We start from the raw sequence: 12,301 nt of genomic DNA, 5'->3' as shown, positions 1-12,301 counted from the left end.
CGACCAAATTGCACATTATGTAATTTGGTCGTTTTGTTTTTTAGAGTTTGTAGTCTTTCTTTAACTGTTGTAATGTTTCTAGACTACGCTCTGCAAAAGGTGAATCATCTTCAAAAAATGAATTCATTTGAGTTTCTAATGCTAATTTTAGTGACTCGGTATAATCCGGAATTTCTCCTTCATATTTTTTCACCATTTGCTCTGGAATGTTCGTCTGTTCACGGAAAGCTAAAGCGCGTCTTTCATGGAAAAATGGTACGTCAGCCTGTTTTACGTTATGTAAGTCACCTTGCACCGGATGTTTTAAAACAGCTAATACTTTTACGACGTAACTGCCAGGGCGGCTATTTGTAACTTCGCCAATGTATTTTCCTGTTTTATAAATACCAGTAATGATTTCGCCAATTTCAAATGTTTCTCTCATATTTTTCACCTCAAGTTTATAGTAAGGAAAGTAGGAGAAGGAGTCAAAGAAATCATTTGCTTTCAGAACGCCCCTTGAGAATATGGATAGGTTCCACTATAATTTAAAATGATATAACAGAAAATTCTGATGTTTTATAAAGCCTATAATAAGGAGTGTTCTATATGATGCCTTTATATTTTCCGGAAGATAAAACAGAATATATTATTCCAGGGATTGTTTGCGTTCTATTTATTATCGGTGCTATTGCCACGTGGCGCATGTTTATTCGTGTATCAAAAAGAGAAGCAGAGCGATTGCAGAAAGTTGAAGAAAAACTATTAGCTGAAAAGAAACAGTAATGCATTTTTGTATGTTTCCCTCTATGCTCGGACAATCTAAGGGCAGAATATATTTTGGAGGGAATAGAATGAAGAAACGGCTTTTTTTCAGTTGTTGTTTATTATTTCTGATGGCAGGTTGTGACCAAGGAAAGCCGAAAGAAATTGAAGTGAAATTACATAATGCTTCAGGAGATGAAGTAGGGACTGCGAAAGTAGTTCAGCAAACAAGTGGAGTGAAAATTACGATTAAAGGGGAAGGTTTCACGCCAGGCCCGCATGGACTACATGTACACGAAATTGGAGAGTGTAAAGCACCTCGTTTTGAATCAGCTGGAAATCATTTTAATCCAGATGATAAAAAACATGGTCTTCTTAATCCGAAGGGTGCAGAAAACGGTGATTTACCGAACGTAGTTGCAGATGGTTCTGGAAAGATTAAGGCGGAAATTAATGCCCCACACATCACACTTGAAGAAGGAAAAACGACGATTCATAGAAAAGATGGAGCGTCTATTATTATTACAGAAAACCCTGATGATGGTATGACTCAACCGACAGGTAAATCAGGGGATCGAATTGCTTGTGGCGTAATTGTAAAAAAAGCATCGGATATGAAGAAAAAGTAAAAGCTACCGTGAATGGTAGCTTTCTTTGTGAAATGTAATTGAAAATATATTAGCGATTATTGGAATATATCGACTGTAACTCAAATTATATCGGCGATTATTGGAATATATCGACCGTAACTTGAAATATATCAGCGATTATTGAAATATATCGACTTACCGACAAAATATGAGAAAGGAGTCTGCCCCAAGAATGATTAGGGGCAGACTCCTTTCTTATTATGAAAACGTATGATGCAGTCTGTTTAAAATTTCTTCTAAAACAGATCGTGGACAGCCGATATTAATTCGAATATGTTCTTCGCCACCTAACCCGTATTTCTCACCAGGTTCAACAATGATTTTTCCTTTTTCCTCAAGTAATGCAGTACGCTCGTTTTGAGAAAGCTTTAGACGAGAACAATCAATCCATAATAAAAAGCTACCTTCTGGCTTCGTTACGGAAAGAGCAGGTATGTGAGTTTTAATATATTCACAAGCAAATTGAGCATTATCTTCTATATATAATCGAATTTCGTTTAGCCAATCATTACATTCTGTATAGGCACTTTGCATCGCTGTATAAGCGAAGATATTTAATCCGTGGAAGCCTTGTCTATATTGGATAGATGTAAAGGCTTGACGGAGTTTTTTATTTGGAATGATAATAATCGATGCTTGTAATCCAGCGATATTAAATGTTTTACTTGGAGCCATACAAGTGATAGTGCGCTCTGCTAATTCTTCAGATAAGGAAGCGAACGGTGTATGTGTATGATCTGCATAAATAATATCGGAATGAATTTCATCCGCCACAACGATTACGTTATATTTAGTACATAACGATCCGAGCTGCAAAAGTTCCTCTTTCGTCCAAACGCGCCCGATTGGGTTATGAGGGCTACAAAGAAGCATGAGTTTGATGCCTTGCTGAAACTGCTTTTCTAAATGCTTGAAGTCTATCACATATGTATCATTTTGTTTCTGTAATGGACTCACGTATAACTGTCTGTTGTTTGTTGTGACCATTTCGAAAAATGGAGGATAAATAGGTGGTTGTACGAGAACGGATTCGTTTTCTTTTGTGAAAGCTTGTATGCTCGTACTAAGAGCTGGAACGATTCCGGCGCTAAAGACAATCCATTCTTTTTGAATATCCCAGTCGTATTGTTGTTTTGTCCAGTTACAAATAATATTCCCAATATTTTCGGGAGGAAGTGTATAGCCAAAAATCGGATGTTCGATTCGTTGTTTTAAGGCAGCTTGGATTGGTTTTGGTACTTCAAAATCCATATCAGCAATCCAAGCATGGATAAGTTCTTCGTTTTTATATGTATCCCATTTTATACTATGCGTTCCACGTCGATTGATTGCTTTATGAAATAGTTGCATAAGTTTGCTCCCTTCTTCTGTAAAACCAATAAGTTATGAAAGTTCTCTCTCTTCTTATAGAATAGCTGATGTGATAGGATAAAGAAAACTATTAAAAAGTGAAAAGGCGGGAAGCGAATGGGTACATATGAAAAGATGATAGAGGTTGTGAAGAATTGGGATCCGTTTCAAATGGGACCGGAGTTTTATGAAACAGAAGCGAGCGATGTTGTGAACGTCATAAGTGTGTTTGACGATCCAAAATACATCGCAAAGAAGATTCAACATATATACTTTATGTCTTTTGAGGAAGTACCTGCGCTTGAAAAATGTGAGAAATTAGCTATGGAATTACTTATAATAAAAGAAGGTGGAAGCTGTTCATTATAGGCTGTCAGAATTTCCGACAGCCTTTTTTATATTATCCCGCTATTTGCTGGGTAGTAAGACCCTCACCTCAAAATTCAGCGAAAGCAAAGAAGTTAGGTGGGGGCTGATTAAAGTTTCATTTTATTGCGCGGAAAAAGCGATAATTTCTTCATAAACATGTTCAGGCTTTTCTTCAGGTAGTAAATGTCCTGTATTTTCATAAGAAATAAATTTTGAATTCGGTAAATCTTTGTGTAGACGATGACCTACATGTACAGGGACGACGCGGTCTTTTTCACCCCAAATGAGTAGGATAGGTGTTTCGATTTTTTGTAATTCAGTTGAAGATAAGTCACCTTCACGGTCTCGTATCATGCGAGTTAAAGCGGGAAATATACGGTTGTCATAAAAAGGAGCGGAGTAACCTTTTTTCATTTCATCGTCAATTAATGAGTGATCATGAACGACATTCATTAAGTTATGAACAATGCCGCGTCTAATAATCCAGTTCTTTACGTATAAATGAAAGAACGGTAAATAAGAAGAGTATAGTAAAGGTAAGGTTGCGCGCGCTAAATAGCTCGAGCTACATAGTAAAATCGTCTTTGAAATGAGTTCAGGACGTATACGGTTTACATAGAGAGAAATTTGCCCACCCATAGAATGCCCAACTAATACAATGTTTGAGAGAGATAAATGTTCAATTAAATCAATAATAATCGTTGCTAAATTGTGATAAGAATACTTAAACAGATGAGACTTATCACTTTTTCCGAACGGTGGTAAATCAAGAGCAATGACTGTTCCTTCCTTCGCTAGTAAAGGAATGAGACGGCGGTAACTGAATGAGGAAGATAAAAAGCCGTGAACGAGTACGAAAGTAGGGCGTTCTGTTTTATTATCATGTTCATACAATTCGTAATGAACAGTAGTGCCGCGAGTGGAAAAAGTGAAATAAGGACAAGTATATTTATGATTCATTTTTTGTCACTCCATTGATTTTTGTTCATATCATCTCCAAGGAAGAAGAAAATATGTTAACAAAAAAAGGCAAGATGACGATGTCATCTTGCCTTTCGTTTATTCAGTATTACCCGCGCACAATATTAGGCGGTGTTTTTCCTTGTAATCCTGCAACTAAATTTTCAGCGGCGGTCATGGCCATTTGCTGACGAGTTTTTAATGTTGCAGATCCGATATGTGGTAAAGTCACAACATTTTGTAATGATAAGAGTGGATTATCTTTTTGAATTGGCTCTTGTGTAAAAGTATCGATGCCGGCTGCAAAGATTTTCTTTTCTGTTAAAGCATGGATTAACGCTTCTTCATCTACTGTTTTCCCCCGAGAAGCATTAATGAAGATTGCTGTTTCTTTCATTAATGAAAATTCCTTTTCTCCGATAAGGTGATATGTTTCATCTGTTAATGGAGTAAGAAGAACAATAAAGTCAGACTGCTTCAGTAGCGTCTGTAAATCACAATATGTAGCATCGAATTTTTGTTCAGCTTCTTCTTTACGACGGCGGTTATAGTAAAGAACATTCATATCAAATCCGAATTTTGCTCGTTTTGCAACGGCTTCTCCAATTCGGCCCATACCGATAATACCAATTGTGCTATGGTGTACATCTAGTCCGAAGTGTTCTTTTCCGATTTCAGCGTTCCATTCACCATTTTTTACGTAAGAATCGAGTTCGCAAACGCGGCGCCCAGCTGATAGCATAAGGGCGAAAACGAGATCAGCTACTGTATCATCTAATACGTATGGTGTATTCGTTCCGATAACATTTCGGTTTTTCATCGCTTGTAAATCAAAATTATCGTAACCAACAGAAATATTGCTCACTACTTTTAAGTTAGGAGCCACTGTCAGTAATTCTTCATTAATAGCAGATCCGAAATTTAATAACCCATCTTTATCTTGTATTTTCTCTAATAGAACATCACGAGGCACTTTCTCATTTTGATCCCATTTTTCGTAATCACAGTGTTCTGATAAATAGTTTTCTACAAATGTCGGAACTGGTTCAGCAATATAAATTTTTGGTTTCACGGTTCCATCCCCTTTCGCTTTATCACGCATTTTTCCACTGATTAAAGTTTCACTTTACCCCGCTTTAACGAGCAGTAAGACTCCAACCTAAAAAGACGGTTGAGACAAAGAAGTGAGGTGGGAGATCAACTGCTCGTAAAAGCCCGATTGGTGTGGGCTGATAATCAGCGGGGTGAAGCATTCCGCTGATTAAAGTTTCACTTTATTTTGACATAATTCAATAGAAAAATCTTCTTTTCAAACTGGAAAGGGTATTTGTATAATTTAGACACAAACGAAAAGGAAGGATGATTTATATGGTGACAGAAAAAGAATTAGAATTATTAGCTTGTCTTGAAAAGAGTAGTCGATTATCTGTAGATACATTAGCGAAGCTGTTAAATATAGAAGTAGAAGAAGTAAAGAAGATGGTTGCGAGATTAGAAAATGAAAAGATTATTGTGGATTATGTAACACATATCGATTGGACGAAAGTGAAAGAACATACAGGTTTAACGGCAATGATCGATGTGAAAGTTACGCCAAAGCACGGCGTTGGGTTTGATGCGGTTGCTGAGCAAATTTATCGTTATTCAGAAGTGAAATCCGTTTATTTAATGTCAGGGACATATGATCTTTCTATTACATTAGAAGGGAAAACGATGGGGGAAGTAGCGATGTTTGTTTCTGAGAAATTAGCAACAATTGAATCTGTCGTTTCTACAACTACTCATTTCATTTTGAAGAAGTATAAACATGAGGGCGTTATTTATGAAAAAGACGATGATGATAAGCGAATTGTGGTGACACCATGAAGCAATTTGAACTATCTAGATCAGCAGAATCTTTAAAACCATCTGGTATTCGAAAATTTTTTGATTTAGCAGCAAATATGAAAGGTGTTATTTCCCTCGGGGTAGGAGAGCCGGATTTTGTTACCCCTTGGAATGTAAGGCAAGCATGTATTCGTTCTTTGGAACAAGGGTATACGTCATATACAGCAAATGCAGGATTATTGGAGCTCCGTCAAGAAATAGCAAAGTATCTAAAAAAACAATTTGCAGTATCTTATGATCCAAGTGATGAAATCATTGTTACAGTTGGAGCGAGCCAGGCGTTAGATGTAGCGATGCGTGCCATTATAAATCCTGATGATGAAGTGCTCATTGTTGAACCAAGCTTCGTTTCTTATGCACCACTTGTGACATTAGCTGGAGGAGTTCCGGTTCCTGTGGCGACTAAGCTAGAAAACGAGTTTAAAGTACAACCAGAACAAATTGAAGCAGCTATTACAGCGAAAACAAAGGCGATTTTACTTTGTTCACCAAATAACCCGACAGGTGCAATGCTAAATAAATTCGAGCTTGAAGAAATAGCAGTGATTGTTGAGAAGTACAATCTAATTGTATTATCTGATGAAATTTATGCAGAGCTTGTATACGACGAAGCATATACAAGTTTCGCGAGTATTAAAAATATGCGCGAGCATACGATTTTAATTTCAGGATTTTCAAAAGGATTTGCGATGACAGGATGGCGTCTCGGTATGATTGCAGCTCCTGTTCAGTTTTCAGAATTGATGCTCAAAATTCACCAATATTCCATGATGTGTGCACCGACGATGTCTCAGTTCGCAGCACTTGAAGCGTTACGTGCGGGGAATGATGAAGTAATTCGGATGAGAGATAGTTATAAGAAGCGTCGTAATTTTATGACGACATCTTTCAATGAAATGGGCTTAACGTGTCATGTGCCGGGCGGAGCATTTTATGTTTTCCCTTCTATATCTTCAACAGGATTATCTTCAGCGGAATTTGCAGAACAGTTATTGCTGGAAGAAAAAGTAGCTGTTGTCCCTGGTAGCGCATTTGGCGAAAGTGGTGAAGGGTTTATTCGTTGTTCTTATGCGACGTCGCTTGAACAACTTATGGAAGCAATGAAGAGAATGGAACGGTTTGTTGAAAATAAAAAAAGGACAAAACGTAATACGTTTTGTCCATAAAAGGGGGGGAATACTAGAAAGCCATGTGTTAGTAGTCTATCCCAATATTGGAGAATTATACTTCTTTAAGGGAAATTTTTCATGAATTTTGAATGAGTTCTGTCATAGTGGTATAATTTACTAATATAAGGTATGCGCATTCTAGATATTGTTATCTAGAATGTGTACTAACCAATCGGATATTTAAAATAAATATATCTGCTTTGCTCTCTATAATTGTAGAGAGAATGGTAAACGTATGGGAGTGTTTCATATGTCAGAACAATATACAACAGGAGTGGTTGTAACAGGGAAAGTGACTGGAATTCAAGATTACGGTGCGTTTGTAGCGTTAGATGCAGAAACACAAGGACTTGTGCATATATCTGAAATTACAAATGGATATGTAAAGGATATTCATGACTTTTTAAAGGTCGGCGATACAGTAGAAGTAAAGGTACTTTCAATTGATGAAGAGCACAGAAAAATGAGTTTATCGTTAAAAGCGGCGAAAAGAAAACAAGGAAGGATTCTTATACCGAACCCATCTGAAAACGGATTTAATACGCTGCGAGAAAAGTTGGCAGAATGGATTGAAGAGTCCGAGTTAACAAAGTAAAAGAGGAACGCATATGAGCGTTCCTCTTTTACTTTATCTTATGATATATATTTGCAAATATGATTGCATGCAATCATATTCGTATGTCGGAGGTGAAAGGACATACTGATTATCGAATTTCGTTTGTTTCTGGGTGCGTACCAAGATTTTCAGATGGTTTAAACAGTAAACCAAGGTTGATAAGCCCAGATATACCAACAATGCCGTAAATAATACGTGCAAGAGCTGAATTTTGTCCACCGAAAATGGCTGCTACTAAGTCAAACTGGAAAAACCCGATTAGTCCCCAGTTCACAGCGCCAATTACAGTAAAGACTAATGCGATACGTTGTAAAGTACTCATGAAAAAGCCCCCCTTAATTGTGAAGCATGAGCAAGCGATGAGTTAATTAACTCTTTTATAGAATGGGGTAGTTATGTTGTTTTTATACATAAAAAATGTTTGAAAGAAGATGTATATACATCTATACCGAAAAATGCGAATTTTTATGCAAAAAATGAACTTTTTCTAAAAAATATATATTGGTTACGTTTACAATGTTTGAATCGCTTGATTTACAACTTCAGTTTCGCTAAAGTGAATACAGAAATACATATCCATAATTGGAGGGAAAAAGATGAGTACACATGTAACGTTCGACTATTCTAAAGCGTTATCCTTCATCGGTGAACATGAAATCACTTATTTACGTGATGCAGTGAAAGTAACACATCACGCAATCCACGAAAAAACTGGAGCTGGGAACGATTTCCTTGGGTGGGTAGACCTTCCGCTTCAATATGACAAAGAAGAATTCGCTCGCATTCAAAAATGCGCAGAAAAAATTAAAAATGACTCTGACATTTTACTTGTTGTAGGTATTGGTGGTTCTTACCTAGGAGCACGCGCAGCAATCGAAATGTTAAACCATTCTTTCTACAATACGCTTTCTAAAGAACAACGTAAAACTCCACAAGTGCTATTTGTTGGACAAAACATTAGCTCCACTTACATGAAAGATTTAATGGACGTATTAGAAGGTAAAGACTTCTCTATTAACGTTATTTCCAAATCAGGTACAACAACAGAGCCAGCACTAGCATTCCGTATCTTCCGTAAGTTATTAGAAGAAAAGTATGGAAAAGAAGAAGCTCGCAAACGTATTTATGCAACTACAGATAAAGCGCGTGGTGCATTAAAAACATTAGCTGATAACGAAGGTTACGAAACATTTGTTATTCCAGATGATGTTGGAGGTCGTTTCTCTGTATTAACGCCAGTTGGTTTATTACCAATCGCAGTAAGTGGCTTAAATATTGAAGAGATGATGAAAGGTGCAGCTGCTGGTCATGATGACTTCGGAACATCAGAACTAGAAGAAAATCCAGCTTACCAATACGCAGTAGTTCGTAACGCTTTATACAATAAAGGAAAAACAATTGAAATGCTTGTTAACTATGAGCCAGCACTTCAATACTTCGCTGAGTGGTGGAAACAGTTATTTGGTGAAAGTGAAGGAAAAGATCAAAAAGGTATTTTCCCATCTTCAGCAAACTTCTCAACTGATTTACACTCATTAGGTCAATACGTTCAAGAAGGGCGTCGTGACTTATTTGAAACAGTTCTTAAAGTAGGTAAATCTACACATGAACTAACAATCGAATCAGAAGAAAACGATTTAGACGGATTAAACTACCTTGCTGGTGAAACTGTAGACTTCGTAAACACAAAAGCATACGAAGGTACATTACTTGCACATAGCGACGGGGGAGTACCAAACTTAATCGTAAATATTCCTGAATTAAATGAGTACACATTCGGTTACCTTGTATACTTCTTCGAAAAAGCATGTGCGATGAGCGGCTACTTATTAGGCGTGAATCCATTTGACCAACCTGGAGTAGAAGCATACAAGAAAAACATGTTTGCTTTACTTGGTAAACCAGGATTTGAAGAATTAAAAGCAGAATTAGAAGAGCGTTTAAAATAATAAAAAGCGACCGGATTCCGGTCGCTTTTTATTATTTTATCGAAAAGTTCATCAGTATATTCAAACTAAAGTGGGTATGCTAAAGGAAAAGTCTAGGAGGGATGGGCTTGATTCCGATTCAATCAAATTTAGAAGGACGTACATATGCGTTATATAAGTTAGAAGAGATTATGAAACCACTTGGATATAGCATTGGTGGTAATTGGGATTATGATAAAGGATGCTTCGATTACAAAATTGATGAAGAAGATGGGTATCAATTTTTACGAGTTCCATTTACAGCCATTGATGGAGAACTAGATGTACCAGGCGTAATAGTTCGTCTTGGAACGCCGTATATTCTTTCGCACGTATATCAAGACGAACTAGATGATAATGTGAATACTTTAACAGCTGGAACAAGTGGAATGGATCAATTTGCTGAGCCGAAAGATCCAGATGGAGATGTGAAAAGAAAATATATCAATATTGGGAAAGTGCTCATGCAAGAATTAGAGCGTCATTTTACTAATGGTGAATAACAATGAGTATGTCGCTTTCAATGAGAACAAAGGAATGAACTGGATTAATCATATATTGTTCGTCGCGCTTTATACCTAGTAAGAGAATGTTTTGCTTTAAAAGAGTATAGCTACAATTGGCAAAAGTTTGTCCGGTGCAGGACGATGGAAGCTCCATCAGTTGTAATTTATTATCAGAGATTTCGTCGTAAAGTGAAAATAGTACACCTGAAATGGAAGGGAATAAAAGAGAAGCGGTAAATACATAGCTCGTTAATTTATTTCCTTCTATAATTTCTGACACGCCAGCTCTCGTTGCATTTTGTATTTGTTCAGAAGTAAGAAGTTCAGCGATGCAGTGAATGTTTGGGTTGAGCCCTTTTGCAGTTAAAATATTTAAAATGGACTGTGTATCCGCTAAGCTTTCGTTTTTTTCTTTATCAGCTGTTATTAATATGGTGTGTGCCGTTGCAATATTGGCCTTTAATAAAGTTTGATCGTGATGCGGACAACCTTTTATAAATTCTAAATGATGAAATGGTTTTGGGAGTAAAGAAAGTGTTTCATCAATTAAAACGATATCAAGGTTTGGTTGTAATACGTGCATTTGCTTTACAACATGTTTTGCGCGCTCATTCCAGCCAACGATAATCATATGACCGTTAGAAGTAGCGGCTTCTTCACCTTTAATTTTCATATATTGTTTATTAATCATTTCAGTAGCAAACAGCACCATATAATAAGAACAAAAGCCAGTTCCTAATAAAATAATACTTATACCTATTAGTTTTCCTATCGTTGTATGGGGAGCAAAGTCGCCATATCCAACTGTAAAAATGGTAACGATTGACCACCAAATTCCGTCAAACCATGTAGTGAAATGAAAAGGTTCTAATCTATGTATAAGAAAACCGGAAAAAGCAGTCAGTACAATAATAAAACAAATTAAACGAAAAATAATGGAATCACGAAATGTATCTACTAAATTCGGACGGGATTTCAATTGCCTATTCCTCCTTACTTTGTAGGACTACATTCATTGTTGCCATTATAGAAAAAAGAAAAACTCTCTAATTAAAGAGAGTTTGTTTTACGTTACATACTTTCCACTTCAGTTTGTTGGACACTTTCAAGATGCTGGAGAGCATAGTAAACATCAGCAGTATGTCTTTTTTGATCAATGGACAGTTTAAGATGTAAATAGTGAGAACCGTTTTCTAATGTTTTAAGCTTCATATTCTTAACTTTTATATCCATTTCTTTTATTTCTTCAATTACGATTGGGATATTGTCCATATTTCGTACAACAAGTTTCACAGCGATATCACGTTGACGAAATGATCTAGGGCCTACATATTTCATCGCGAGTGGTATAAGTTCGACACTAATCATAAGGAAACACATTCCGAATATCGCTTCAATATAGAATCCGGCCCCAACAGCAATACCAATACCAGAAGCACCCCAGATCATAGCGGCAGTCGTGAGCCCTGCAATGCTATCGTTGCCTCTTCTTAAAATTACGCCAGCACCTAAAAAACCAATTCCTGATACAATTTGAGCGGCAAGTCGAAGTGGATCCATATTCATATGATCGGTATGTGGTAAGTTATAAGCTGCTTTAATAGAAACAATCGTTAGGAGGCAACTAATAATAGAAATAACTAAACACGTTTTTAAACCAAGTGGTTTCCGTTTTAATTCACGTTCTAAACCAATGGCAAATCCTAAAATAGCCGAGAGACCTAGTTTGATTAATAAATCGGTATAGTCCATATATATTCCTCCCTGTATGATATGCTATATGAATAAAACGCTTATTATAGAAAGAAACGTCTTTTGATAGAGTAACTTTATATAAAATATATGTAGGAATTGCTCATACATGAAAGAGATATTTCGTTTAAGTATATGATATAAAAAAAGAAATGTGGGCAGTTTTAAAAAAAGTTTATAAAAGGTGTTGCATTTCATTTTTCACCATGATATATTAATAACCGTCGCTGATGCGGAAACGCAGAAAACGACAAAAAAGAAATTAAAAAACTTAGTTGACATCGAAAAACGAAGATGTTAACATAAGGGAGTCGCAAATGAGCGACCAAGT

General features: G+C 36.5%; 15 protein-coding genes. 8 read left to right on the top strand and 7 right to left on the bottom strand.

The genetic code is table 11. The features are described from left to right. Nucleotides 1–40: 40 nt before the first annotated feature. A complete protein-coding gene (kapB, locus tag ACZDYH_RS19015; RefSeq protein ID WP_474886977.1) occupies nt 41–424 on the bottom strand; it encodes a kinase-associated lipoprotein KapB in 384 nt (127 codons plus the stop codon). A gap of 164 nt (nt 425–588) precedes the next feature. Here kapB and ACZDYH_RS19010 point away from each other — a divergent pair, with 164 nt between their 5' ends. Continuing rightward, on the top strand, nt 589–765 hold the full coding sequence (locus ACZDYH_RS19010; RefSeq protein WP_000982757.1) for a hypothetical protein: 177 nt from the start codon (nt 589–591) through the stop codon (nt 763–765). A 68-nt stretch (nt 766–833) separates the two neighbouring features. Further along, nucleotides 834–1,373, top strand: a complete 540-nt coding sequence (sodC, locus tag ACZDYH_RS19005; RefSeq protein WP_006922350.1) for a superoxide dismutase [Cu-Zn] — start codon at nt 834–836, stop codon at nt 1,371–1,373. 219 nt (nt 1,374–1,592) lie between these two features. Here the strand turns inward: sodC and ACZDYH_RS19000 are convergent, their stop codons facing one another. Continuing rightward, nucleotides 1,593–2,744, bottom strand: a complete 1,152-nt coding sequence (locus tag ACZDYH_RS19000; protein WP_166694950.1) for a PatB family C-S lyase — start codon at nt 2,742–2,744, stop codon at nt 1,593–1,595. Between the two features lie 117 nt (nt 2,745–2,861). Between ACZDYH_RS19000 and ACZDYH_RS18995 the strand changes: the two genes are divergently transcribed. Then, nucleotides 2,862–3,113 carry a YugE family protein gene (locus ACZDYH_RS18995; RefSeq protein WP_000537637.1) on the top strand — a complete coding sequence of 84 codons (252 nt, stop codon included), beginning with the start codon at nt 2,862–2,864 and terminating at the stop codon, nt 3,111–3,113. 120 nt (nt 3,114–3,233) lie between these two features. On the opposite strand, the gene ACZDYH_RS18990 is transcribed toward ACZDYH_RS18995, so the two are convergent. Beyond that, the gene (locus tag ACZDYH_RS18990) at nt 3,234–4,073 is read right to left on the bottom strand and encodes an alpha/beta fold hydrolase (RefSeq protein WP_001015860.1); all 840 of its coding nucleotides are present in this window, start codon (nt 4,071–4,073) and stop codon (nt 3,234–3,236) included. A gap of 109 nt (nt 4,074–4,182) precedes the next feature. Next, on the bottom strand, nt 4,183–5,175 hold the full coding sequence (locus ACZDYH_RS18985; protein ID WP_002024995.1) for a 2-hydroxyacid dehydrogenase: 993 nt from the start codon (nt 5,173–5,175) through the stop codon (nt 4,183–4,185). A gap of 266 nt (nt 5,176–5,441) precedes the next feature. Here ACZDYH_RS18985 and ACZDYH_RS18980 point away from each other — a divergent pair, with 266 nt between their 5' ends. The 3 genes from ACZDYH_RS18980 to yugI all read left to right on the top strand — a co-directional run bounded on the left by ACZDYH_RS18980 (nt 5,442) and on the right by yugI (nt 7,724). Next, nucleotides 5,442–5,939, top strand: a complete 498-nt coding sequence (locus ACZDYH_RS18980; RefSeq protein ID WP_000255696.1) for an Lrp/AsnC family transcriptional regulator — start codon at nt 5,442–5,444, stop codon at nt 5,937–5,939. Then, nucleotides 5,936–7,126, top strand: a complete 1,191-nt coding sequence (locus ACZDYH_RS18975; protein ID WP_474886972.1) for an aminotransferase — start codon at nt 5,936–5,938, stop codon at nt 7,124–7,126. The genes ACZDYH_RS18980 and ACZDYH_RS18975 overlap by 4 nt, the downstream gene beginning before the upstream one ends. 253 nt (nt 7,127–7,379) lie before the next feature. Then, entirely contained in the window at nt 7,380–7,724 is a 345-nt protein-coding gene (gene yugI, locus ACZDYH_RS18970; RefSeq protein WP_000003764.1) for a S1 domain-containing post-transcriptional regulator GSP13, read from the top strand. 109 nt (nt 7,725–7,833) lie between these two features. Here yugI and ACZDYH_RS18965 read toward each other — a convergent pair whose 3' ends face one another. Next, nucleotides 7,834–8,067, bottom strand: a complete 234-nt coding sequence (locus tag ACZDYH_RS18965) for a DUF378 domain-containing protein (RefSeq protein WP_000105788.1) — start codon at nt 8,065–8,067, stop codon at nt 7,834–7,836. A gap of 274 nt (nt 8,068–8,341) precedes the next feature. Here ACZDYH_RS18965 and ACZDYH_RS18960 point away from each other — a divergent pair, with 274 nt between their 5' ends. Further along, nucleotides 8,342–9,694 (top strand): glucose-6-phosphate isomerase, encoded by a 1,353-nt coding sequence (locus ACZDYH_RS18960; protein ID WP_000103654.1) that lies wholly within the window; start codon nt 8,342–8,344, stop codon nt 9,692–9,694. A 107-nt stretch (nt 9,695–9,801) separates the two neighbouring features. After that, on the top strand, nt 9,802–10,215 hold the full coding sequence (locus tag ACZDYH_RS18955; RefSeq protein WP_000612334.1) for a YugN-like family protein: 414 nt from the start codon (nt 9,802–9,804) through the stop codon (nt 10,213–10,215). Here ACZDYH_RS18955 and ACZDYH_RS18950 read toward each other — a convergent pair. Both ACZDYH_RS18950 and ACZDYH_RS18945 read right to left on the bottom strand, forming a co-directional pair. After that, a complete protein-coding gene (locus ACZDYH_RS18950; RefSeq protein ID WP_000842320.1) occupies nt 10,202–11,197 on the bottom strand; it encodes a potassium channel family protein in 996 nt (331 codons plus the stop codon). The two genes, ACZDYH_RS18955 and ACZDYH_RS18950, sit on opposite strands and share 14 nt — an antisense overlap. A 92-nt stretch (nt 11,198–11,289) precedes the next feature. Then, the gene (locus tag ACZDYH_RS18945; RefSeq protein ID WP_000386676.1) at nt 11,290–11,970 is read right to left on the bottom strand and encodes an MgtC/SapB family protein; all 681 of its coding nucleotides are present in this window, start codon (nt 11,968–11,970) and stop codon (nt 11,290–11,292) included. Nucleotides 11,971–12,301: the final 331 nt, after the last annotated feature.

Source organism: Bacillus sp. EB V-12, from assembly GCF_056158125.1.
This window is presented reverse-complemented; position numbering and strand designations above follow the sequence as displayed.